The 23,986-nt window shown below is 38.6% G+C and carries 20 protein-coding genes; 2 read left to right on the plus strand and 18 right to left on the minus strand.

What is annotated here, in order from left to right; translation table 11 throughout:
- Positions 1-162: 162 nt before the first annotated feature.
- The 7 genes from NZD88_RS14650 to mug form a co-directional block, all read right to left on the minus strand.
- Positions 163-3,648, minus strand: a complete 3,486-nt coding sequence (locus tag NZD88_RS14650) for a glycosyltransferase family 117 protein (RefSeq protein WP_259830106.1) — start codon at positions 3,646-3,648, stop codon at positions 163-165.
- Between the two features lie 70 nt (positions 3,649-3,718).
- Positions 3,719-4,654, minus strand: coding sequence for a hypothetical protein (locus NZD88_RS14655; protein WP_259830108.1), 936 nt, complete (start codon positions 4,652-4,654; stop codon positions 3,719-3,721).
- Between the two features lie 87 nt (positions 4,655-4,741).
- Positions 4,742-5,284: a helix-turn-helix domain-containing protein gene (locus tag NZD88_RS14660; RefSeq protein WP_259830109.1), complete on the minus strand. Its 543-nt coding sequence runs from the start codon at positions 5,282-5,284 to the stop codon at positions 4,742-4,744.
- Positions 5,285-5,314: 30 nt separating this feature from the next.
- Positions 5,315-6,172, minus strand: coding sequence for a DUF4240 domain-containing protein (locus NZD88_RS14665; protein WP_259830111.1), 858 nt, complete (start codon positions 6,170-6,172; stop codon positions 5,315-5,317).
- A gap of 479 nt (positions 6,173-6,651) precedes the next feature.
- Positions 6,652-7,440, minus strand: coding sequence for an SDR family oxidoreductase (locus tag NZD88_RS14670; RefSeq protein WP_259830112.1), 789 nt, complete (start codon positions 7,438-7,440; stop codon positions 6,652-6,654).
- Positions 7,441-7,540: 100 nt separating this feature from the next.
- Positions 7,541-8,707, minus strand: a complete 1,167-nt coding sequence (locus NZD88_RS14675; RefSeq protein ID WP_259830114.1) for a cytochrome-c peroxidase — start codon at positions 8,705-8,707, stop codon at positions 7,541-7,543.
- Positions 8,708-8,813: 106 nt separating this feature from the next.
- The gene (mug, locus tag NZD88_RS14680; RefSeq protein WP_259830116.1) at positions 8,814-9,323 is read right to left on the minus strand and encodes a G/U mismatch-specific DNA glycosylase; all 510 of its coding nucleotides are present in this window, start codon (positions 9,321-9,323) and stop codon (positions 8,814-8,816) included.
- A gap of 175 nt (positions 9,324-9,498) precedes the next feature.
- On the opposite strand from mug, the gene NZD88_RS14685 reads away from it, so the two are divergent.
- Positions 9,499-9,801, plus strand: a complete 303-nt coding sequence (locus NZD88_RS14685) for a hypothetical protein (RefSeq protein ID WP_259830117.1) — start codon at positions 9,499-9,501, stop codon at positions 9,799-9,801.
- A 76-nt stretch (positions 9,802-9,877) separates the two neighbouring features.
- Here the strand turns inward: NZD88_RS14685 and NZD88_RS14690 are convergent, their stop codons facing one another.
- From NZD88_RS14690 to NZD88_RS14730, 9 genes are all read right to left on the minus strand, one after another.
- Positions 9,878-10,240 (minus strand): response regulator, encoded by a 363-nt coding sequence (locus NZD88_RS14690; RefSeq protein ID WP_169233560.1) that lies wholly within the window; start codon positions 10,238-10,240, stop codon positions 9,878-9,880.
- Between the two features lie 42 nt (positions 10,241-10,282).
- On the minus strand, positions 10,283-10,855 hold the full coding sequence (locus NZD88_RS14695; RefSeq protein ID WP_259830119.1) for a chemotaxis protein CheB: 573 nt from the start codon (positions 10,853-10,855) through the stop codon (positions 10,283-10,285).
- Positions 10,856-10,865: 10 nt separating this feature from the next.
- Positions 10,866-11,696, minus strand: a complete 831-nt coding sequence (locus NZD88_RS14700) for a CheR family methyltransferase (RefSeq protein ID WP_259830121.1) — start codon at positions 11,694-11,696, stop codon at positions 10,866-10,868.
- The gene (locus NZD88_RS14705) at positions 11,697-12,059 is read right to left on the minus strand and encodes a response regulator (RefSeq protein ID WP_341483024.1); all 363 of its coding nucleotides are present in this window, start codon (positions 12,057-12,059) and stop codon (positions 11,697-11,699) included.
- Positions 12,060-12,062: 3 nt separating this feature from the next.
- A complete protein-coding gene (locus NZD88_RS14710; RefSeq protein WP_259830124.1) occupies positions 12,063-15,674 on the minus strand; it encodes a response regulator in 3,612 nt (1,203 codons plus the stop codon).
- Positions 15,675-15,679: 5 nt separating this feature from the next.
- Positions 15,680-17,155 (minus strand): hybrid sensor histidine kinase/response regulator, encoded by a 1,476-nt coding sequence (locus tag NZD88_RS14715; RefSeq protein ID WP_259830125.1) that lies wholly within the window; start codon positions 17,153-17,155, stop codon positions 15,680-15,682.
- Between the two features lie 525 nt (positions 17,156-17,680).
- Entirely contained in the window at positions 17,681-19,483 is a 1,803-nt protein-coding gene (locus NZD88_RS14720) for a serine hydrolase domain-containing protein (RefSeq protein WP_259830126.1), read from the minus strand.
- A 209-nt stretch (positions 19,484-19,692) separates the two neighbouring features.
- Positions 19,693-19,830 carry a hypothetical protein gene (locus NZD88_RS14725; RefSeq protein ID WP_259830127.1) on the minus strand — a complete coding sequence of 46 codons (138 nt, stop codon included), beginning with the start codon at positions 19,828-19,830 and terminating at the stop codon, positions 19,693-19,695.
- Positions 19,831-19,878: 48 nt separating this feature from the next.
- On the minus strand, positions 19,879-20,826 hold the full coding sequence (locus NZD88_RS14730; protein WP_259830129.1) for an NADP-dependent oxidoreductase: 948 nt from the start codon (positions 20,824-20,826) through the stop codon (positions 19,879-19,881).
- A gap of 92 nt (positions 20,827-20,918) precedes the next feature.
- Between NZD88_RS14730 and NZD88_RS14735 the strand changes: the two genes are divergently transcribed.
- On the plus strand, positions 20,919-21,749 hold the full coding sequence (locus tag NZD88_RS14735; RefSeq protein ID WP_259830131.1) for an AraC family transcriptional regulator: 831 nt from the start codon (positions 20,919-20,921) through the stop codon (positions 21,747-21,749).
- A gap of 66 nt (positions 21,750-21,815) precedes the next feature.
- On the opposite strand, the gene NZD88_RS14740 is transcribed toward NZD88_RS14735, so the two are convergent.
- Both NZD88_RS14740 and NZD88_RS14745 read right to left on the minus strand, forming a co-directional pair.
- Positions 21,816-22,580 carry a LytR/AlgR family response regulator transcription factor gene (locus tag NZD88_RS14740; protein WP_259830133.1) on the minus strand — a complete coding sequence of 255 codons (765 nt, stop codon included), beginning with the start codon at positions 22,578-22,580 and terminating at the stop codon, positions 21,816-21,818.
- Positions 22,581-22,654: 74 nt separating this feature from the next.
- Complete coding sequence (locus NZD88_RS14745; RefSeq protein ID WP_259830135.1) at positions 22,655-23,974, minus strand: RagB/SusD family nutrient uptake outer membrane protein; 1,320 nt, start codon at positions 23,972-23,974, stop codon at positions 22,655-22,657.
- Positions 23,975-23,986 lie beyond the last annotated feature (12 nt).

Genomic DNA, 23,986 nt, shown 5'->3' on the forward strand with positions numbered 1-23,986 from the left:
ACGCTTGACGTACCGGGTTTCTAAATGTTCTTCCATAACGATTCTTTTTTTGTGTATCGATATTTCAGGACTAGACAAGTTTAAAATAAAAAAGCCCCAAAAACTTAATTTGAGGGCTTTATTTTATATTACGGGTGGTTTATTTTTAGTTTTCGATTTAAACTATTGCGTCACTTTGATCATTGCTCTGGTAATCTGATCTTCTTTCTCCGCTGAGTAAGTAGAATCAAAAGGCTTCATCACATCAAATAAATATTGATAGAAAGGCGTAATTTTCTGTACATTTTCAGACTCTTTTATGGCTTTTTCTTTACCCATCTGCTGAAGCTCTTTAATGAAAACATTGAACTTTTTATCAATAGGCTCAATGGATTTCACCAGATAAGCATATGCTTTTTCATTCTGGCCCAGCTTTTTGTAAGCATCTGTAACTGCGGATACCACGAGGGAATATTCCATCGGCTTCACCCTCATCTGCCTACCCGACTGTTTCTGGAATGCCGGGGAAAGGCTCAGGTAATAATCATATTCTTCAAAGATCTCTTTTTTAAGGATTTCTGCCAGCTGGAGACCTTTTTTCTCCTGTCCTGCGATGATATATCCTGTCACCATAGCACTTAGTGAACGTGGATCATTGTATTTCTCAGCCGGAATTTCTTTTGAAACAAGATCCAGTATCTCCAGCGCTTTAGCTTTCTGTCCGTTTAACGCCAGTGCTGAAGCTGCTCTGCTTGCCGTCATTCTGTAGCCCATGATATTAGAAGTGGCTGCTTCGTCATAATGAATACTAAGGTCTTTAAAATTCCCCCATCTGAAGTTTTTCACGACATTGTAAAGAGAATTCACATCTACCCTGCCCATATCACCGTCCGTATTGGGAGCCGTATGGATAGGAACCAGCCGGTAACTGAATCCTTCAAACTGCAGATATTCATCGAGGTAAAAAATATTTTCGCTGTCATAGACTCCTCCTGATGAGAAGTTGATAGGACGTTTCCAATCGAAATTTGCCAGCATATCCATCATCATCAGGTTATTTTTGTAAAGGGTGTTTCCTTTGTAAGTGATCATGATCTGATTGACAACCTTAGGTAGATCTGCCTGGGTAATGATTCCTGCTTTTAAAGCATTTTCTTTATTAACAGGAAGAATGAATTTGTTCACCGGAAGAATGTTGTATTCCGCATACTTTTCTTCTCCGAAGTACATTTTAAGAAGTTCATCTTTTTCAGGAGATTGGAACTTTAGGAAGCTCATAGCCTCTTTCAGCGTTAGTGAATCCTGTGTAAGGAACTTTCTGAAAACCCGGAATTCTGTATCCGGAACGCCCTGTTCTTTTAACATAGAGAAAAATCTTTCCCAGTCTTCTTTCTTCATCATATAGATCTGATCGTTCACGCCATCTCTGTAATCCTCATGAGTCAGTTGGGTAGGAATTCCCGTTGCATTATACGTTTTTCTTTTCACCTGGTCAATATACCATGGCGTGGCTAAAAGAGTAAAATTTACAGTTTTCACATCATCACGGAATCTTTCCGTCTCCTGAATGGCCCATACAGGGAAAGTATCGTTATCGCCATAGATAAAAATAATATCATCTTTCGGCACTGACTTGAGGAATGAATAAGCATAGTCACGCGCTGCCGATTTTTTGCTGCGATCATGTGGGGTATAATTCTGAAAGCCCATCATAAAAGGAACTCCCAATAAAATTACACCCAATGCTATATTAGCAACATTAGATTTCACTTTAGACTGGATGAACCATAAAATAGCTCCGGCTCCCAGTCCGATCCAGATCGCAAATGCATAGAAGGAACCTACCATTGCATAATCTCTTTCTCTTACTTCAAACGGTTTGACACCGGTATAGAAAACAATTCCGAGCCCCGTTAAAACAAATAATGAAAGCAATGCATAGAATCTACCGAAGTCTCTGTTCAACTGAAAAAAGAAACCAATCAACCCTAAGATTAAGGGCAAAAAGAAGAACTTTACCGTGCTTTCATTTTTGAACTTCGCTGGCATTTTGTCCTGGTTTCCAAGTAAAGCATTATCGATAAAAGAAATTCCGGAGATCCAGTTTCCCCTCGTATTTTCCATTTTGCCTTCAAGATCGTTCTGCCTTCCCACGAAGTTCCACATCAGGTATCTTACGAAGTAATAGCCGTTTTGAAATGTAATGAAATAATCCATATTCTGAGCCAGTGAAGGCTTCTGAACATTGATCAAGTTGTATGGTTTCACTTTCAGATAATCTGCTGCTGTGATGGATTTATCTTCATATTTCCCTCTTAATTCATCAAATATCTGTTTTGCCTGAGGGTTATCAGCTACCTCTTCATTATCGTAATTGAAGGTGAAATCCGGAGCTCCATACATTGAAATGTAATTAGCCATCACATCTTTATCCTGATTGAACATTCTCGGCATCAGACTCACCTGAGATTTACTGAAAACATAACGGAATCGGTCTCCGGTTTTTCTATACGTTCCGGTTTTCTCATCCTTTTCAAAGGTTTCACCTGTCTTTTCAGTTTTAAAACTTCCGTCTTCATTCTTTTCCATTCCGTTCGCATCAAGAAAAGCCGTGTAGTTTTGTCCATAGATCGTAGGCCAGTCTCCGTACTGCTCTCGGTTATAATAATCCAGCATGCCGATCGCAGTATCAGGATCATTCAGGTTCATGGGTGGATTGGCATTGGCTCTAACAGGAATCACCATCCAGCATGAAAAACCTATGACCATATAAACCACGGATAAAGCGACCGTCTGATAGATGCTTTTTTTAGCTTTTCTGGCGTATTTAATCATGAAATAAGATGCTCCTGCCATCAGAATGAATGCGGCTATCGTTCCTGAGTGGAAAGGCATTCCAAGTCCGTTCACAAAGAATATTTCCAGCTTTCCGAACATGGTCATAATCAACGGGAATATAATTTTGAAGACAATACTCAAAATTAACAGGGTGATGGCATTAGCCCAGATAAAACTTTTCCAGGTAAATTTGTAATTTCTGGCGTAATATACCAGACAAACGGCCGGAACCGCCAACATACACATCATGTGAACTCCTACTGAAAGTCCTAATATGAAGAAAATAAGGATGACCCATCTCTCGTTATCGGCTGCTTTGTATTCGTTTTCCCATTTGGTAACGAGCCACACCAGCAATGCAATAAACATAGAAGCCATAGAATATACTTCTCCTTCTACTGCAGAAAACCAAAACGTATCTGAGAATGTAAAGCATAATGCACCTATTGCACCTGCAAAAAGAATGGAGATTTCCTGATGCTTCGTTATTTCTTCAAAGTCTTTGTTTAACAGCCTTCTCACAAAATGAGTAATCGTCCAGAACAGAAAAAGGATGGTAAATGCGCTGAACAGTGAAGACATGGCATTGATCACAATGGCATAATTCTGTTCATTTCCCAATGCAAATATACTGGCCACAGCACCCACAATCTGGAATAAAGCCGCTCCGGGAGCGTGCGTTACTTCAAGTTTTACAGCTGAGGAAATGTACTCACCGCAATCCCAAAAACTGAGATAATGCTCCATGGTAGAGAGATAAGTAATCAGGGCGATTGTGAACATTACCCATCCTAAAACGGTGTTCCATTTTTTAAAAGACCAGTTCTTCATATACTATGTAATTTCAATACATAGTAAGACAACCCACACCGGGGAATTATTACATCCATCTAAAAAAACATTATTTTATTTTAAATTTTTCATTTTTACAGTCTATAATCAGTGTATGATTCAGGAAAAGCTTATTTCCAATCATGCCTTGCATTCCGGAAGTTTTCATCAGGAGATTCTGCAGCGGTGAAGTTCCTTCTACATAGGTCACTTCTGAAAGTTTAAGCTCGCTGTTTCCTATTTTTACGGCCTGATCAGCAGGTGCAGAAATAACAGTTAATACATTTCCCCAGGAATTTCCTTTTTCTTTTTTGATGCTACCGTTTGGCATTCTGTACTTTTGCCATTCTTCCCTGTTGGTAAGGAGTTCATAGCCACTGGTGCCTGAATCGTAAAGCAGTTTCAGTTTTTGATCTCCAATTGTTCCCGGCATCAGGATTTTCCGTTTTTTAAATTCAAATGCTTCAAAATCATTTTCATTGATCTTCTCTACGAATGAGCACATTTCGTTTTTCAAATCAAGAATGACAATGCGTTTTTCAAACAGATCGGTCCCGATGGTTCCAATGATATTGTCAGGCTTAGTGCTTTCAAAATTTACTGTGTTACCATAATTCAATACTTCAAAATCTGAAGTCACGCTCATATTTCCTATACTAAACTGCATTGAAATTTGATTATTCTTTTCATTGATCTTAATTTTATCCTGAAATTTTGACTGAATAGATTGGAGTGAATTTTTATAAAACAAAGTAGTTGGAGAGCCGGAATCGAGCTGCATGTAAAAGACTTTGTCAATTCCTTTGATTTTGACAGGTAAAAGTACTGCAGCATGGGAATTTCCCTCGGCAGTATCCCAGCTTAGCGTACTATTTTCTGCAATCCCGGCAACGTTCAGATGATTTTCCGGCGGCGTAAATTTTTGATCAAAATAAAAGTAACCGCCTACTAAGGACAGCGCAATAATGACCGCAACAGATAACACCAATTTCTTAAAGATTTTCATATTTCAATTTTGTGCAAGATTCAGGATTCCGATCTGATTTTCCTGCAAAAACAATATGACATTTTTACGTCAATTTTATGACTCAGATTATAAAAAACTGGTTTTCAATCTAATATATAAATCTCCATTTTTATTCAGACCGATTCCGTTTTTGACGATAATGAGTAGTTTAACAGATATAAAAGCTATTAAAAAGATAAGAAAAAGAGGTGTTTTTAGAGACAATGCCTTTTGAATAAACGGACTGATGATCATTAAAACAGAAACAATACCTGCCAAAATAATCTGGATACTTACGATATTTTTTCCTAGTTCTCTATTGACAGGATCTTTGGTTTTATAGGTTAAAATTAAAGGAAATATCACACCTCCATACGGAATGATAAGACCCGCTAACGCGACCAGATTGATTAATTTTGCCCGATCAACGTTGGTATTTTCTTCATCGGTTGAAATCAGATCTTCAGGTTCTGTTTCTAAAGCCCGGGCAACAGCTTTCAGGGTAAATCCTTTGGGAATACTTCCCGCTTCAATCCGTTGGACCGTGCGCAAAGAAAGGCCTGATCTTTCGGCAAGCTCAGTCTGGGTCATATTCTTTTTATCCCTTAAAGTTTTAACCGTATTTTTCATGTATTTTCAGCTACGAATCGGCTTTACTCTTTATTTACTTCTTAATTGTCCTATTTCTTCTACCAGTTTCGGATACATGGTTTGTAAATCAGCCCCTCCTTTCGGCTCGCGGTTCATACTGCGCTCCATACCGTCGTAATCGTTTTCAGGGTACAATTCATACACCGTATCTTTTATGATGGATTCTTCATCGTCATGATTTTGGGCATACGCTTCATCAGCCACATAGAGCAGGCCTTCTGCCCAGCAGTCCGCAATATCAAAGCTGTATTTTCCACTTACGAACGACTGGATATCAGCTTTTATTTCTTCAAAAAACTCTTTTCCTTTTAATAACAGCCAGCATCTGAAATAGATAAATCCGTCATCGGAAAGATAATCATCGAAGACATAAACTCCGTTTCCCTTTTTAAAATCACATTCAAGAATGATCGAAAGTTCAGCGATTTCAGCGGTATACAATTCACTTAGTTTCTCCTGAAGCGTTTTTTCAAAAAGGATCATCCTATCTTTTCCGAATTTAGATAAATAATCGGTCAGGTTCTCGATGTGTTCATCAATATCATATTCGCTCCAATGGGCTTTTTTATATTTGTTGGATTTTTCAATGGCTTCCCAAAAATAAATATCTGCTTTTTCTTTATCGGAAAGCTCGATCTTTTGCGGAATCTCATCATTTTCGTGAATCTCGGTGTAGCCTTTTTTTATTTTTTGAGCGATGAGCTTTTCAGACTCCTTCACACAGTCTTTTTCATCTGCATATTCTTTAACTGTTTCCCGGCCTTTGGTTCCGGTTTTGCCAAAAGATAAGGTCTGTACGTTTCCGGAATACTCAATATTCCAAAATTTGTCGGACAGCTCTTTTTGGTTGATAAAGTTTCTTTTCATAAGAGATTGTGGTGATATTTTTTGTTAAAAGAAAGTGAAACTACGAAAAATCAATGGAACTAGAAAGGAAGAATGCCCTGATGATACAGGTTTTTAAAGAATTCTTAATTTCATTTGTGATATACTACCCTCTCAAATAGGTCAGGCTCATAATTGAGAAAAAATATCATTAAAACCTGCTAAAAGCAAAAATTTTTATTTTTTTAAACCCAAAGTTTTCATGCTAAAGGTATAGTTTTAAGACAGGCAAAGAGGCGTGGCTACGCCATTAAATAAGCGAACATTGTATCCATACGCTTCATCGAATCAATTGTATTGATTCTTTCCTTTGCATTCGTAAATATAAAATCATGATAGCCAAACTTTGCGTAAAAAAAATATGATCAAATTACTATTCATTCTCTTCATCGGCTGACTATGTATCTTCAAGTCCGCATATTTTTTACAGATACCATCAAATAAATAGTCAGTCCCCTGAATTAATACGTATTATTCAAACCTCCATCCAGCGGAATACTGGTTCCTGTAAGATAGGACGAATATTCTGATGCAAGGAAAGCTGCCAGGTGGCCATATTCTTCAGTGTTACCAAGTCTTTTCATTGGAATTTTATTTTCCCTTGCTTTTTTTATTTCTTCCTGAGATTTACCGGTCTGCTGTGACTCATGGCTGATGAGATTCTGAATACGTTCTGAATCAAAATACCCGGTTAAAATATTATTGACTGTGATCTGATGCTGTGCCAATTCATTGGATAATGTCTTGGCCCAGGCGATCACTGCCGAACGAATGGAATTTGAAAGTGATAAATTATTGATCGGCTCTTTTACCGACAGCGAAGAAACATTAATGATCCGTCCATTTTTCTGTTGTATCATGTGGGGTAAAGCCAGAAGGGTCGTTTCGCAGACAGTTTTAAACAGGAGATCAAATGCTTTCTGATAATCATTCACCCCTTTATCCAGCGCTAAGCCAGGCTCCGGACCGTTTGTATTGTTGACCAGGATATCTACGGAATTATTGCTGAAATAGTCGGAAATAATGGTTCTGTAGTCCTCAAAATTGGAAAAATCCGCTACCACATAGTGATGCTTCTGATCAGGATGGATGCGAGGTAATGAAGACACAACATTTTTAAGTTTCGTTTCATTGCGGGCCATTACGGTAACGTTGGCTCCACATTTTGCCAGTTCCAGAGCTATTCCAAGACCTATCCCTTGTGTAGCCGCACCTACTAGAGCATTTTTTGAAAAAAGTTGAATATTCATATCTTAATAATTATTGCTGATTGATAACAGATAAATGTAGCAAAAAAGCTTTACATTCAGGGTAACGAATCTTTAATAATTACTGATGATATGCGTTATTTTATTGTGGCAATGCAGGTGGCAGAACTCTTTCAGGTTTCGTAGATAAAGTCCGTAGGAATGCTTCCAGCTGAGCAATTTCCTGATCAGTAAGATCCAGCAACCTTACAAAACCTGATTTTTCTGAAGAAAGTGTGATACCCTGATGCACTGTTGCCCTTTTTTGAGAATGTTCAGGATTTCCTCTGCTATAAAACTGAATAACTTCCGTGAGGGTTGTCATAGAGCCATTATGCATCCAGGGACCTGTTCTTGTCACTTCACGGAGTCCCGGCACCCGAAACTTCCCGGCATCTTCCGGATTTTTCGTAACGAGATAACGGCCCAGATCTTCTTCTTTAGAGCCTAATAAAGAAGTCCCGATATTTTCAAACTGATTATTGGAAAAGTACCCTGAGCTGTGGCAGTTCATGCATTGCGCCTTGGTCCGGAAAAGATGCAGACCCATCAATTCATCATCCGTATAAACTTCTGCCTTTCCGTCAATGAACTGGTCAAATTTGGAGGTTCCGCTTTTAACGGTTCTTTCAAAAGCGGCTATTGCTTTGGAAATCCGGTCTTTTGAAACGACCTTATCCCCAAAAGCTTTTTCGAATAAGAGTTCGTAGCCTTTGATTTTTGCAATTTTACCTGCTGCCAGATCGATATGCCCATTCATTTCTCTTGTGTCCCGAATCGGCATTTCCGACTGTTCTTCAAGAGACGCAGTACGTCCGTCCCAGAATAAGGATCTTGCATAAGCGACATTCAGGATGCTCATTGCATTCCGGATACCGAGTTGCCTGTCGTGTCCGAAGGAAAAAGTTCTGTTATCGCACCATCCCAGCTCCGGATCATGGCAGGAAGCACAGGCAATCTGGTTAGATTGAGAAAGACGCGGATCAAAGAACAGTGTTTTTCCCAATACTGCTTTGTCTTCAGAATAAGCATTATCTGCCGGAAACTTAATGTCGGGAAGATGGCCAATTTCGGAAAAGTGTGGCATTGCATCGGGATCCAGAATCGGTTTTGGCCATTTTGAAGAATCTCCGGAAGAATATAATTTCCTCAGTTCGGCAATGAATGAGGCTTTCTCCCGGATCTCTTTCTGGACACTGTTGCTGAAACAGTTATTCAAAAGGGAAACGGTAAGAAATGTAATTAATATCCAGCTTAGGACATTCTTCATGGATCATTAGATTTCGGCAAAAATAGGAAATCTGATAGATACATTTCAAAATTGATGTATAAGATTCCTCTTTTATGGATAAAAAGCACAAAATTGATTGGAAGATCTAGATCTTATTATTTTGAATCTCTTGATAAAATCCGCTATAAGATTCAACAAGAGCATCAAGGGTAAATCCCCGGTTCAAACCACTGGTATTGGGTAAAACCCAAACCCGGGCTCCACAAAAATCTTCAGACTGAGAGCCCCACTCTATCTGTTTCTTTTTGGAGAAAGCCTGGTAGGCTGCTTTTCCAAGAAATACAATATATTTTGACTGAAAATGGGTCATTTTTGTTTTAAAGAGCTCAAGTGAATCATCAAATTCATCTTTTGAAAGCTCATCGGCGCGGGACGTTGCCCGGGCTACCGCAGTCGTAAGTCCATATCCGAAATCCAGAATACTTGTATCCTCTTCTGCTTCAATCTGGTAAGGAGTGAATCCCGCCTGGTGCATTACTTTCCAGAACCGATTACTTCTTCCGGAAAAGTGGTGGCCATCTTCAGCAGATTTTAAACCGGGATTAATCCCACAAAAAATAACGGTAAGGTCTTTGGCAATGATATCTTTTAACATAAGTAATTACGGATCTGTTTTGATCATCAGATGAGAAAAAATGCTTTAAACAGCAAGATAATATTAATTTTAAAATATTCAATAGCCATATGGCTCCTCATGGATCATGCGTTAAAAAATAGGAAAAGAACAACTATGGCATGAATATTATTGTATATCATACAAATACACCAAGATGGAAAATATGTTACAAAATATCGACCTGATCCATCGGTACTTATCAGCCAGTATAACAGATCAGTTTTGTATAATTGTGGATTTGGAAGGCGAATATATCTTTACCCAGAATATCGTTTCTAAAAAGACCATTATCGCCACTACATTTACGAATAAAATACTGTCTGATCCTCAGTTGAAATTATTTTTATCTGCATTGATTGCTGAAATCAACAGTGGACGATGTACCGTTGATCTTATCCGGGAGAGAACCAGACATTTTGAAGAAATAAGGCAACAGCCTGTCAGACAGATTATTTAAAGAAAAAAATCCCTACACATGAGGTAAGGATTTTCTATAGATGCCAAAAGCACCAATACTTTTCAGTGGAATTCTGCTATTTTAAATATTTAGCTACTTTATCTTCCAGATCATCCAGGTTAAATGGTTTTGCCACATAATCATCCGCTTGCGCTTCTTCTGCCAGTCTCACGATATCATTGTTGGCCGTCACATAAATGACAGGAATAGATTTGAACTCGTCATGACTTTTTAAAAGTTTGGTAGCCTCTACTCCGCCGATCTTTGGGATCCAGTTGTCCATAAGAATAACATCCGGCTGAAACTTTGAAACCTTTTCCACTATATCATGAGATGTTTCTGAAATTTCGACCTGATAACCATTCTCCTCGAAAATGATGGTAATTACCTCTAAAATAGTTGTATCATCATCAAAAATCAAAATTTTCTTTGTACTCATAGTTGTTCTATTTAAATCTTAGGGTTGTTTTAATTTCTTATTTTATAATTGATTGATATAATCGGCCAGATTATTGGGTTTAATGATCAGATCATAATCCACTTCTTCTACTGCGTGTCTGGGCATATAATCTACTTCAGCCGTTGCAGGTTCCTGAATCCAGACTTTTCCTTTATTTTTTTTAATACATCCCAAACCTTCCACACCGTCTGCATTGGCCCCAGAAAGCAAAACGCCCACGAGGTTTTTGCCATAGACTTCGGCCGCAGATTTGAATGTAACATCAATGGAGGGACGGGAATAGTTCATTTTTTCCGAAAAATCCAGTGACATCATCTTTTTATTTTCGAATAGCAGGTGATAATCTGCAGGAACTATGTACAGTTTATTGTTTTGAACTTCCGTTTTGTCATCGATCTCAATAACTTCCATGTTCACGAACTGCTGGAGCAAGGTCTGCAGAACATTTGTTGAAGATGCTTTGCGGTGAAGCACCAGCAAAACAGGGAAACTCAATTCGTTTTTTAAATTTTTAAGCATTTCCAGAATAACCTGCAGGCTTCCTGCTGATCCTCCTATCACGACTAATTCTGTCTTTGTGTTTTTTGTTTCCATGCTCAATATGTTATATATGCTCTGTTTTCTTCCAGATCCTCTGATCATCAATCTGATGATAATTCTTGTCTAATTTGGAAAATCTCAGAGTCTCTTTTGAACCTAAGGCCAGATAGCCCAGATTTTCAAGGCTATTGTCAAAAAGTTTAAAAACACGTTCCTGTAAATCCCGGTCGAAATAAATAAGTACATTTCTGCAGATGATCAGCTGGAAACTATTAAAAGAACTATCTGACACTAAATTATGAGTGGATAATATCAGTTTTTCCTTTAAACTTTTATCAAATTTTACACTGTCATAGTTGGCGGTATAGTAATCTGAAAAATCTTTTTTCCCGCCTGACAAAATGTAGTTTTCTGAATAGAGTTTCATCTGTTGCAAAGGAAAAACTCCAGAGCGTGCCGTTTCCAAAACGGAGGGGTTCAGGTCTGTCCCGTAGATCAGTGATTTGTGGTAGAGATTGGCTTCTTTCAGCAAAATAGCCATTGAATAGGCTTCTTCCCCTGTAGAACAGCCCGCCACCCATATTCTGATAAGTGGATATGTTCCCAATTGCGGTAAAATTTTCTCTCTGAGCGCTTTAAAAAAGTGCGGATCCCGAAACATTTCGGTCACATTCACTGTAATTTCTTCCACAAAGCGCGTCAGATATTCTGGGTCATTGAGAATGGTATACCGAAGTTCCGCAAAACTGGTAAATCTATCAATGAGGCAAATACGGTTCACCCGGCGTTTAAAAGAAGCTCTGCTATATTCTGAAAAATCATAGCCATACATCTCATACACATCTTTGATCAAATATTCTACTTCTTCGTCTTTTACAATACTCGGCTCCAGCATTTATAAAAATTTTTCGATGGCGGTCATCAGCTGATCTACATCAATTGGTTTTGATACGTAATCCTGAGCTCCTGCATCGATGCATTTCTGACGGTCTTCCGGCATAGCCTGAGCCGTAACCGCAATCACGGGAATTTCGCTCATGGATGGTATATTTCTAATCATTCTGATGGCTTCATATCCATCCATTTCAGGCATCATCATATCCATAAGGATGATGTCTATTGCATGTTCTTTTAAAATCTGGATGGCTTCCTGAGCCATTGTACAGCTTTCAATCTGGTAGCCTCTTGATTTCAGCGTCAGTTTCAGTGCAAATATATTACGTGGATCATCGTCCACAATCAAAATCTTCTTATTCATCATTTAACTTTCATATAGCCAGACACGCAGTAAGGACAATAGCTGGTCGATATCCACAGGTTTTGAGATATAATCTGAAGCACCTGCCTCTATACATTTTTCACGGTCTCCAATCATGGATTTTGCTGTAATTGCAATGATAGGAAGCCTTGTTAATGCTGGCATTTTTCTGATCTCCTTTATGGTTTCATAGCCGTCCATTTCAGGCATCATCATATCCATTAAAATAACGTCTATGTCCTTATGTTCCTTGATCTGCTGCAGGGCATGTTTTCCATCCATAGCAACTACTACTTCCACTTTATATTTTTCTAAGGCTTTGGTCAAAGAGAAAATATTCCGGACATCATCATCGGTAATCAATATTTTTTTTCCGCTCAAAACTTCAGTTAATGAACCTAAAACTTTGTTTCTTGCGATCTCCACAGAATTGTTTTTTTCTTCCACCAAATGTAAGAATAACCCTACCTCATCTAAAATTCTTTCGTAAGAATGAGCAGTTTTAACAACGATGGAATCTGCGTATTGCCTGATCTTCAGTTCTTCGGATTTGGACAAACTGTGTTCTGTGAAAATAATGATCGGCAGGTTTTCCAATCCTTCGTAACTTTTAATGGATTCAACTACTTTATATTCACTGCTTCTTGAGTCTCCGATATCCAGGATCACACAGTCAATATGATCTGAAGTTAAAGCTTTAACGCTGTCTTCGACATTATTTTCTACGGATAAAGAAATATTGAAATTGCTTAAATAGTAGGATAATGCTTTGGCATGCTTGGCATTATGTTCTACAATTAAAACTTTTTGCGGAGACATTTGAAGGGCATCTTCAATTTTTTTGAAGACATCTGTCATTTTGTCCAGAGCAAGCGGTTTATTAATGAAATCAATAGCACCTTTCATCAGACTTTCCTTTTCGAGCTGCAGAACAGACATCATATGCACCGGAATATGTTTGGTAGCAGAATTGGATTTAAGTTCGTCCATTACCTTCCAGCCGTCTTTCACAGGCAGCTGAACATCCAGTAAAATAGCCTGCGGATGATACTGAACGGCTGCAGATAAAGCATAATCCCCTCTTACCACAACAACCCCTTTATAATTATTCATACGGGTGTATTTGAGGAGTGCTTTGGCAAAATTGATATCATCTTCAACGATCAATATTACTTTGTCCTCCGGTGTTATCCCGTCTCTGTCATCATCTACGTCCTCAGGAATTTCCAGTGTCTCCAAATGCAGTATCGTTCCTGCTTCTGTTTCTTCCAGAATATTCTGGATCTCTTCAACATCTTCACGAATAGTATCCACCAGGTTCTGATCTGTTTCAGGCTGAATGGTTTCATCTATAGCTTTTACAGGAATAATAAGGCTAAACTCACTTCCTTCATCAACTTTACTTTTCAGACTTAGTTCCCCTCCAAGTAATCTTGCAATTTCCCGGCTTATGGAAAGCCCTAATCCGGTACCGCCAAATCTACGACGCGTAGAGCCGTCTGCCTGTTGGAATGCCTCAAAAATAATGGCCTGCTTTTCTTCCGGAATCCCGATTCCTGTATCTTTCACACTGAAAACAATGAACTCTTTATTTTCAGTATCTTTTCTAATATTTAAAGTGATGCTCCCTTCTGTGGTAAATTTTATCGCATTGGACAAAAGATTACGTAAAACCTGATCTACACGAAGTCTATCGGTTTCAATAGTTTTTTCGACGCCTTCTTCTACATGAATATCAAATTTGATTTTCTTTTCCTGAATAATCGGATTGAACAGACTTCTTAAATCTCTGATCACATCATTAACGACCACATCCTGATATTCCAGGGTCATTTTACCTGATTCTATTTTGGCGAGGTCTAAAATCTCATCAATAAGGGTCAACAGACTGCTCCCCGAGCTCTGAATTACTCTTGCAGATTCCACCTGATCTTCATTCAGGTTTTCATCAGGATTTTCAGCCATTAATCTGGAAAGAAGTAAGATTGAGTTCAGTGGTGTTCTCAGTTCGTGGGACATATTGGCCAAAAACTCAGATTTATATTTGGTACTTAAAGCGAGTTCTTCCACTTTTTTCTGAATCTCCCCGTTTCTCTGGGCAATCATGTGATTTCTTTCCTCCAGAAGTCTTGAACGTTCTTCCAGTTCGGCATTAGCCTGCATCAGCTCTTCCTGCTGTACTCTCAACTCTTCTTCTGAAGCCTGCAATTTTTGGGTCTGGGCTTCCAGTTCTGTATTCAGGTTTTCCAGCTCGGAGTGTTGTACCTGCAATTCCTCTGACTGAGCCTGGGTTTCTTCAAGGAGCTGCTGCTCTTTCTCACGGCCCTTGGCTGCATTTAAAGCAATGCCGATATTGCGGCTGCATTCCGCAAAATAATCAAGTCTGTCCTGATCAAAATCTGTGATAGATCCCAGTTCTAGTATTCCAATACAATGACCATCCGCATGAATGGGAATTAATAGTATTCCGTTGATTTTTATTCTGCTGCTTGCAAAGCTTGCCGTAAAATCTTCTTCTTGAAGGTTGCTATACACCTGCATTCTCTCATTGGTAAAGGCCTGACCTACCATTCCTTCTCCCGGTTCGAAAGTTTTTTTCATGGTACTTTCCAGACCGAAAGCAGTGCTCAGCTTCAGAGTCCCTTCATCAAACAGATAGAGCGCACCATTGATGCATTTTCCGTATTCAACAAGCTGATTCAAAGATGCATCAGCAATTTTTTTTACCGATTTATTTCCTACTAAAGATTCATTAAGTAGAGCAAGGCCTTTCTGGCGCCAGTCACTTTTGTTGATCTTATCAAAAGATTTCTTCAGTGAATCGGTCATATGATTCAGTGAATCTACGAGATCTCCCAGGTCATCCTGTGAATGATCAACGGCTTTCTGACTGTAATCACCATTGGCAACTCTGTTGGCAATCTGCTGAATAGCGCTTACACGTCTGCTTATTTCAAGGTCTTTTGTACGTAATTCATTCTCTAATTTGTCTCTGCGAATCAAATCTGCCCTCAGTTTAATATAGAAAAAGATCGTGACTACTACCGCTGCTATTGCCGAAACAATGATAAACATAACGGTTGTACTGGATGAGCGGTTAAGATCTTTATTTTTAATTTCAAGCTGAGCTTCTTCGTACTGTACGAAATCACGAACGATCTGGCGGCATTTATCCATATAGCTTTTGCTCATCAGAATCTGCTCCTGCGTCATCACCATCCCTTTTCGTCTGTTCTGAACAAACTGCTTTAAATTGCCAATATTGTTGTTAACATTTTTTTCTAAAGCATTTAGACGTTCCAGCTGATTTTTATCTGAAATATCTAAGGATTTTGCACGCTCAAAAGCTTTTGTATATTCGCTTAAACTTCGGTTATAGGGTTCTAAAAAGTTTTCTCTTCCTGTAAGCTGATAGCCTCGGTTTCCGGTTTCGGCATCCAGTAAAGCAACGAGCACGTCTTTAACGGCAGTTATTGATCTTCGGCTTTGAGAAAGACTTTCACGATGGTCCATCTGTCTTTGAATGCTCAGATAAGATGCCACTGAACTTGCAATTAAGATCAGTAACGATAACCCGACTCCAAACTGAAGATTTCTGATTATTTTTTTTGGCATGTGACTTAATTTAAGGGTAAGGTGAAATAGAAAGTAGATCCTTCCTCTAATTTACTGGATACACCAATGGTTCCGTGATGTTGTTTGATAATCTCCGAGCATATAAATAACCCGATCCCCATTCCCTGAAACTGCAGCGAAGATTCTTCTACACGGTAAAATTTACGGAATACAGCATCCTGCTTAAAGTCCGGGATTCCTATTCCGAAGTCGGTGACACTCACTTTTGCTTCCTGTTTTTCATCATCTACAAACGTAGTGATGATCACCTGATTATTTTGAGGAGAGTATTTTATGGCATTGGTCAGGAAATTAATCAGAACCTGTTCTATGCGTATTTCATCTAAAGGAATCAGGATTTCCGGTTTTATACCATGTCTTTTTATCTTGACTTTATTTTCGTCATGGGTCTGTATGATGGTTTCAACTGCATTGCTGATCACGTTTTCCAGGCTGGTTGGTTTTCTGTTGATCTTAAGCTTGCCGTTTTCTATTTTGGAGACATCAAGCAGGTCGGTGATCAATGTATTCAGTTTTTCTATCTGATCCTGAACCTTCCCCATAAAACCAGCTTCAGCACTTTGTTTATCGAGTTTTAATTTACGGTCAAGCAACTGAACATAGGCTTTTATACTTGTTAATGGTGTTTTGAGTTCGTGGCTGGCGATGCTCAGGAATTCATCTTTTTCCTTTTCTACTTTTTTCTGATCGTCAATATCGGTAAAGGTTCCTACCCAGTTTTTAATTCCATTCCCGTCATTCACAGGGGTTACCCGTAAAAGGTGATAACGGTAGTCTCCGGAATCTCTATTTTTTATCCGGACTTCCAGTTCGAGTGCTTTATCCTTTTTTCTGCAACGGTCAAATTCTTCTCTGATATTAAGATCATCAGGATGAACCTCCGGAAAGTCTACATCAGTCTCTGAATATTGGTACCATTTGAGGTTCACAAACTCTATGTTTCCCTCTTCATTGAGTGTAAATGCGATCTGCGGCAAAGATTCAAGCATTAGCTGAAAATGATCGATCTGTGACTTCATGGTCACCTGTGATTCTCTTCTTCCTTTGACTTCCAGTTCCAAGCTCTGCTGGGTCTTTTTCATCGCAAGACTTTGCTCCTGCAGACTGTAAAAGGTTTTAACTTTAAGCAACAAAATTTCCGGATCTACAGGTTTTGTAACATAATCTTTTCCCCCTGAGGCATATCCTCTGGTTATAAATTTTTTCTCAGTACTTACTGCCGATAAAAATATAATAGGAACTTCTTTTGTTTTGCTGTAATCAGCCAGTGTTTCAGCGACTTCAAATCCATCCATGCCAGGCATCTGTACATCCAGAATAATCAGTGCATAATTATTTTTTATGGCTTTCCCTAGTGCTTCTTCTCCGGATTCGGCTGTATCTACCTGAAAATCTTTGGATTCCAGCAGTTTTTTCAGTGAGTAAAGATTACTTTGGTTGTCGTCAACAATTAAGATCATAAGGTGAATCAGTACTTGGTGGTTTATATTTTTTTAGTAGCGCCAAAAATACTCACAAAATTTCGAAAAACATTTATTTTTTCATCATTTTACACGCACATACCACACATATACACTTATAAATCAATTTTTAAAAGAAATATTTAAAATATCTTTTTTATAATCAAAAAAAGCATCGATTTGTTAAATAAATGATACGCAATCCATCCATGATTTGTTTTCAAAAAAGCCTAAGATTGTAAAAACATCAGCCATTCCATCAATAAATCTCTGATATCAGCTAACGGAAAAGTATGGGACTGCCATCAATTATAAACTGTGGAAAATCAATTTGCAGATCAATATGTCCTAATATCGTTGAATCATAAGACATCCAGTCAGGATCTGGTGTAGTATCCAAATAAAAATTGATTTCCTCCAACAAATACACAGTACGGAAGCTATTTACATAATTTAAACAGAAGCCCTGAATTGGGTCTCTGTTTAAAAATAATAACTGCCTTCAAAATATGAAAGCAGTTTGTTTTATAATGATTTTAAAATCTTTGCAGCGTTTTCGTTTTTAGGATTGATGTCCAATACTTTTTGGTAACTCTCTCTTGCTTTATCCTTTTGACCGGCTTTCAGATAAGCTTCCCCTAAACTGTCGTAGCCATTTTCACTTTTGGGATACAATGCCGCATTCACACGAAAAATATCAATGGCTTTTGTGAATTCTTTATTTCCCAGCATTTTGTAGCCTACTCCGTTCAGATAACCTTCTGAGAGAAGATCGTTATCTGCCTCTTCAGTTTTGGCTTTCTGATAAGCTTCCAGACCTTTGTCGAAACTCCCATCCAACACCAGTTCCAAAGGTGTTTTATCGTCTGCACTCATCTGATCCTCTGTTGATTTTATTTTCCCGTTAGAATAGACCTGTACGATATCTGTTTTCCCGGAATCGGCATTTTTCACAAATTTTATCGTCAAATCCCAGTCTCGAAACGCATATTTATTTTCCCCGACTTTGATCATTTCTACAGGAGTTTCTGTATTATAAGCAATCATCAACTTTCCGTTTTCATTATAGACTCTGGAAAAACCATATTTCCCATTTTTATAACGTCCGACACTTTTAAAATCATCCTTATTTAAGGATACTATTTTCTGAACCGCTGCATTAAATAAAGGCCAGTGATAGACTTCTGCTACTGAACGTACGAGTTCTTCTACAAAATCAGGTTTATTGGTATTCGTTAATACTACAATTCCATCACCGCTTGTTTTACTGGCTATAAATCTGCTGGAGAACCCTTCATTCCAGCCGCCGTGGTGAAAATACATATGCCCTCTTCTGTCTTCCAGAAAAATTCCCAATCCCATAAACGGATCGATGAAGGAAGTCGTAAACTGTTCAGCAGTCTTTTGTGAAATAATCTTACTGCTTTTTCCGCTCAGGGTATTCTGGACATCAATGACGAATTTAGCCAAATCTTCAGGTGTAGTCCATAAACCGGCAGCTGCCTGCTCTGGATAGGTGTGTGATTTTCCCGGAACTTTTACCCCGTCCTGATTGTATGCCGTAGCAGCGAATTGGGCCTGTACATGGGATAAAGGTTGCGAAAAAGTACTGCTTTTCATATCCAACGGCAGAAGTACTTTTTCCTTCATAATGGTGGTAAAATCTTTTCCTTCCAAATCGATAAGCATCTGCTGCAACACACAATATCCACCTCCAGCATAACGGAAAGGTGTTCCCGGAGTTTTATCTACGAAAACAGCCGGAGTATTTGCAGGACTTTGACCGCTTAAAACCTGAACCAGTGTAGGAATAGGCTTTCCAGTTTCATATCCGGGGAATCCGCTCACCGTAAAACCAGCTGTATGACTGACCACATTTTTAAAAGTGACTTTTTTCTCTTTTGTGAATTCATTTTCCGGGATTTTCCATGATTTAAGATAGGAATTGACATCGGCATCCGGATTTATCTTTCCGGCTTCCACTTCCGTTAATGCCGCATAAACACTAACCGGTTTGCTCATAGATGCTGCCTGAAATAATGTTTTGGAATTAACGGGGATTTTAGACTCTACATCTGCGAATCCATAGGTCTTCGTCCAGATCACTTTGGAGTTTTTAATAACAGCAATACTGACACCAGGAACATTATAATGCTTCATTCTCGCTTCCAATGTCCATAGGGGTTCGCCCTGAAAACGAACGGCAGGCATAAGTCCTGCTTCCACTTTTGAAATTTCGTTATTTAATCGTGATGTTGTCTGTGCATGGAGCGGAACAAAAGTCATTCCGATGATCAACGCAGTATAAAAAGGAGCTTTGGATTTCATTCTATTTTGGAAATTTAGTTTGTCAAAAATAGCTAAGTTTTAGCAGGAATTGATTAGATTATTTTAAGATTTAAAAAGAAGATATTGTTTATAGGACATTCTTTGCTCAACATTCATTACATCATTCTATACAAGCGATAAAAGAACGCGCGCGAAGTCTTCGACTTCGCGCGCGTTCTTTTCCTTATAAAAATTTAAAGATTAGTTTTTTAGCAATATCCGGAGGCTGTTTTCATGTATTGAACATCTGAAAGGTCTTCCAAAAGTATATTAGGAGAAAACCCCTGTCCTACTTTAGAATATTCTTTCTTGGTAAGGTAAAGATAATCTTTCTCACAAACGATCATACATCAAATGAAATACGACCTAAAACACTCATTTCCTGCTCAGATTTTTTAAAACCTCACCACCACTTTCCCAACTGTCCGCCCGGTTTCAATTTGCCGATGTGCCTTAGCCATTTCTTCAAATTCAAATACATGGGAGACATACGGTTTCAATATACCTGCTTCCAGTAAGGACGCGATCTGATTCATATCGGCCCCATCGGAATAGACAGACATAAAATAACAGGCATGCAGCTTTTTTTCACGGGCTTTTAATTCGTCATCTTCCGTATGTCCGGAGGGTAATGTGACAATGGTTCCAAATGGTTTTAATACCTGTACTGATTTTTGGAAGTTTTCGCCTCCAATGGATTCAAGAACAAAGTCTACATCCCGGAGTACTTTTTCAAAAGAAGTAGTATGGTAGTCAATATGCTCGTCAGCCCCCTGTTTTAATACGAAATCACGATTAGACAGTGAAGATGTACCAATGACATAGGCGCCCCTATATTTAGCGATTTGTACAGCGAAATGTCCCACCCCACCTGAAGCAGCATGGATAAGTACTTTATCTGTTGATCTCAACTTACCATAGCTGTTAAATGCCTGCCATGCCGTTAAAGCTGCCAGAGTACTTGCAGCAGCTTCTATATGAGTGATATTCTTCGGTTTTAAAGCGAGATGTTCGGCAGGAGCTGCAACATATTCTGCATATCCTTTACCGTGTCCCACAAAATTGACCATCCCAAACACTTCATCACCAATGTGAAATTGCGTGACCTCACTTCCGGCTTCCACCACTTCTCCGGAAATGTCCCACCCTAAAATCAAAGGATTGTATTGTGCAAGTTCTTCTGCCAGCGGAGCCTGCCGGCTGCGGACTTTGATGTCTACCGGATTGATGCTTACAGCTTTCACCTTAATAAGTACTTCATTTGTTTTTATTTCAGGTTTTTCTATATTTTTATAGATAAGACATTCAGCTCCTCCAAATTTTTCCAACACGATTGCTTTCATAATATTTCTTTACTGCATTAATTTTACAAAAATAGACTGGTAAATAGAATAAAAACAGGTACATTTAAAGCTTATTTGGGTATCTTTACGGTATGGCAAAAGAAAACATGCATCAGTCGCTTGAGGTATTCTATGAAAAAGTAAATGATTGTCCTCTACGTGACAGGCAGTTCAATTTTTTCGAATTTGTGTACGTTATTTCAGGTACGGGAAACCACGCTGTGAATGGAAATAATTTTTGGTATTCTGCAGGAGACCTATTTCTCATAACGCCCAATGACTGTCATGCATTTGATCTTGAAAATACCTGCGAATTTATGGTGATCCGTTTTGGAGAAAGCTATATCAGGGAATATCAATGGAAAAGTATAGACCACATAGAATGTCTTTTATACTATGCATCCCATATACCAGGCTCGGTACTTGTTAATAATGATGACAGAAAAATGGTTGATTTAGTGATACAAAACCTACAGCAAGCTATTAAAAACCAGTCTATTTACAATGAAGACCTCATCCGCCATTTCGTGAATGCTATTATCGTAATCGCTGCAAGAAACATGGCTGTGATTCAGCCAAAGTTTATCACGCTCAATGCAGACAGCCGTATATTGCAAATTCTGGATTACATTCAGGAACATATAAGCCATCCTGAGTTTTTAAAGATTAGCGTCATCTCTGAAAAATTCGGGTTATCTCCTTCCTATCTTGGTAGCTACTTCCGTAAGCAATGCAATGAATCTATTCAGCAGTATATTTCTTCTTACCGCATCCGGCTGATAGAACACAGATTACGTTTCAGTGATAAAAGAGTTCATGAAATAGGTGATGAATTTGGGTTTGCTGATGAAAGCCATATCAATAAGTTTTTCAAACGACATAAAGGATTGAGTCTTAAAGCGTACCGAGTGGGAAATAAATAATTGAAAAATTAAATACATTTAAAATGATCAGCCCGGAAGCCCGCTTTAAGCACAACTATTTCTTAATCAGCTTTTCAGCCAGTTTAAGCATTCGGTAATTTGTCTTTTGCTGATAAATACATCCGAATTAATTTCAGGAGCAGGAGACAGTTTCAGTTCTACTTTTTGGCTGGAATGTTTGATGATCTCAACAATTGCATTTTTATTGATGATAAACTTACGGTTGATTTTGAAAAACAGCTGTGGGTTCAATTTATGGATGACGTCTTTAATCGTATCATCATAAATATAGGTCTGGTTGTCCATCGTCGTCAGAAAAAGATATTTTCCCGAGGCGAAAAAATAGGCTGTATTTTCTTCGTCTATTGATTTAAGCTTATTCCCCTCCCTTACCATAAAGCGCTTCATCACCTCAGGGCTGCCTGCCTGTCGTAATGAGGACATCGATTGTAGAACAGGTTCCGGATCGAAATTAGTCCGTATGGAAATGAATTTCTGCAAAGCTTGATGCAAATCCTCTTCTTCAAAAGGCTTCAGAAGGTAATCTATTGTGAAATGCCTGAAAACCCTCATCGCATATTCATCAAAAGCGGTTATAAAAATGATGGGTGTAAAAAGTTCCACATCTTCAAAAATCTCCAGACTCATTCCGTCACCGAGATGAATATCCATAAAGATAAGATCTGCTGAATGGTTTTCGAAGAAGTTTATGGCCTGTTTTTTTGAACGCAGAACCACCGTCTCAGTCACAGGGACTATGCTTTGTTTACCCAAGAGATCTTTGAGATAATTAACAGCCAGCAATTCATCTTCTATAATGGCAATTTTCATAACATGACAAAAGTACAAAAAAACCGCTAAAACTATTAAGTTCAAGCGGTTTCAGGCGTTGTTATTATGAATGTTTATAAAAGAGGATTATTCTTTTTGGCACTCATTGGAAATTCTATGGTATATCTCACGTCATTCTGCTGAAGAATATACTCTGTACCGTTCACATTATGAATGATTTTTTTCTGATTGGCTCTTCTTAAATCAAACCAGCGGTGTCCTTCCAATGCAAATTCTCTGAATCTTTCATCGAGTATAAAATTCATGAATTCTGTAGTATTCATCGAACTGATCTGGTTTTGAACGGCTGTGTAACCTTCCGGAGTGTACCTGTTCTTTAAAACTTTAAGCAATGTATCTTTAGCTTCACTCAGTCTGTTCAGTTTTAACAATGCTTCAGATTTTATGAAATACATCTCCGCACTTCTGAAAGACACTCTGAAATCTGTGGTTCCTCCTTTGATAACTTTGTATTTGCTGCCGTTTTTTTCAAAATAAAGCCCAAATCTTTTGTCTGTAGCTGTATTATAATTCGAGGTAAGTTCTGTAGAGGCAAAGGCGACATTCTGCACTGCGATATTGAATGCATTATCCAAAGCCAGAATAGATTCTACTGAGGCAAAATGGTTAGGCGCCGTAGTAGCAGTATTTAAGTTACTTAAATCTCCTTTAACCGTCAGGACCTGTTCTGAAAAGCTTAAAGCCTTGTTCCAGTCGCCCTGATAAAGAGCGGTTCTCGCCTGAAATGCTTTCAAGGCTACCTTTGAGAATCTGTAATTGATGCCCGATGGCTGCTTCTCCTCTATCATAAGACCCTGCGCCTTTGCTATATCAGCATTCACCTGGTCATAGACTTCCTGTACAGAAGAAGGTTTCAGCACCTGTTCAAGATCAATTTCCAGACTGATCGGCACACCTCTGTCTGTCGCTGCTGTAGCACTGTTATAAGGTTTTCCGTATAGGTTGACCATATCAAAGTATAAATAGGCACGAAGCGCATAGGCTTCTGCCAGAATCTGCTGTTTTTCAGGAGAATCTGCCATGGTCTTGCTTCCTTCATTGATGATCTGATTCAGATAAAAATTTACGGAATAAAAACTCACCCACGGAAACTCTGCCGTTGCCTGATCTGTATTTGAATCTTTCCACATCGCAATTTCACGGTAGACATTAAATTCATTTACATTTTCGTCGATATTCATCTCATCTGTACGCAGAGCGATTAAAGATTTGTGAACCGGATATTTTGAATAGGCTGATGTAAGTACTTTACGGTAATCCTCTACGCTGACAGGGATAATTTTCCCTTCAGGCTGTATATCTAAAAAACGGTCACATCCGATACTGGAAAGGCTTAGTGCTGCGATCGCAATGATTGTTGTAATTTTTCTCATTTTTCTCAAGTT

This window comes from Chryseobacterium pyrolae (assembly GCF_025153485.1).
GTDB classification, from domain to species: Bacteria; Bacteroidota; Bacteroidia; order Flavobacteriales; family Weeksellaceae; genus Chryseobacterium; species Chryseobacterium antibioticum.

Bases quoted from the DNA above. Each gene is read 5' to 3' on its own strand.
- NZD88_RS14650 (WP_259830106.1), bottom strand. From the start codon at position 3,648: ATGAAGAACTGGTCTTTTAAAAAATGGAACACCGTTTTAGGATGGGTA.
- NZD88_RS14655 (WP_259830108.1), bottom strand. From the start codon at position 4,654: ATGAAAATCTTTAAGAAATTGGTGTTATCTGTTGCGGTCATTATTGCG.
- NZD88_RS14660 (WP_259830109.1), bottom strand. From the start codon at position 5,284: ATGAAAAATACGGTTAAAACTTTAAGGGATAAAAAGAATATGACCCAG.
- NZD88_RS14665 (WP_259830111.1), bottom strand. From the start codon at position 6,172: ATGAAAAGAAACTTTATCAACCAAAAAGAGCTGTCCGACAAATTTTGG.
- NZD88_RS14670 (WP_259830112.1), bottom strand. From the start codon at position 7,440: ATGAATATTCAACTTTTTTCAAAAAATGCTCTAGTAGGTGCGGCTACA.
- NZD88_RS14675 (WP_259830114.1), bottom strand. From the start codon at position 8,707: ATGAAGAATGTCCTAAGCTGGATATTAATTACATTTCTTACCGTTTCC.
- mug (WP_259830116.1), bottom strand. From the start codon at position 9,323: ATGTTAAAAGATATCATTGCCAAAGACCTTACCGTTATTTTTTGTGGG.
- NZD88_RS14685 (WP_259830117.1), top strand. From the start codon at position 9,499: ATGGAAAATATGTTACAAAATATCGACCTGATCCATCGGTACTTATCA.
- NZD88_RS14690 (WP_169233560.1), bottom strand. From the start codon at position 10,240: ATGAGTACAAAGAAAATTTTGATTTTTGATGATGATACAACTATTTTA.
- NZD88_RS14695 (WP_259830119.1), bottom strand. From the start codon at position 10,855: ATGGAAACAAAAAACACAAAGACAGAATTAGTCGTGATAGGAGGATCA.
- NZD88_RS14700 (WP_259830121.1), bottom strand. From the start codon at position 11,696: ATGCTGGAGCCGAGTATTGTAAAAGACGAAGAAGTAGAATATTTGATC.
- NZD88_RS14705 (WP_341483024.1), bottom strand. From the start codon at position 12,059: ATGAATAAGAAGATTTTGATTGTGGACGATGATCCACGTAATATATTT.
- NZD88_RS14710 (WP_259830124.1), bottom strand. From the start codon at position 15,674: ATGCCAAAAAAAATAATCAGAAATCTTCAGTTTGGAGTCGGGTTATCG.
- NZD88_RS14715 (WP_259830125.1), bottom strand. From the start codon at position 17,155: ATGATCTTAATTGTTGACGACAACCAAAGTAATCTTTACTCACTGAAA.
- NZD88_RS14720 (WP_259830126.1), bottom strand. From the start codon at position 19,483: ATGAAATCCAAAGCTCCTTTTTATACTGCGTTGATCATCGGAATGACT.
- NZD88_RS14725 (WP_259830127.1), bottom strand. From the start codon at position 19,830: ATGATCGTTTGTGAGAAAGATTATCTTTACCTTACCAAGAAAGAATAT.
- NZD88_RS14730 (WP_259830129.1), bottom strand. From the start codon at position 20,826: ATGAAAGCAATCGTGTTGGAAAAATTTGGAGGAGCTGAATGTCTTATC.
- NZD88_RS14735 (WP_259830131.1), top strand. From the start codon at position 20,919: ATGGCAAAAGAAAACATGCATCAGTCGCTTGAGGTATTCTATGAAAAA.
- NZD88_RS14740 (WP_259830133.1), bottom strand. From the start codon at position 22,580: ATGAAAATTGCCATTATAGAAGATGAATTGCTGGCTGTTAATTATCTC.
- NZD88_RS14745 (WP_259830135.1), bottom strand. From the start codon at position 23,974: ATGAGAAAAATTACAACAATCATTGCGATCGCAGCACTAAGCCTTTCC.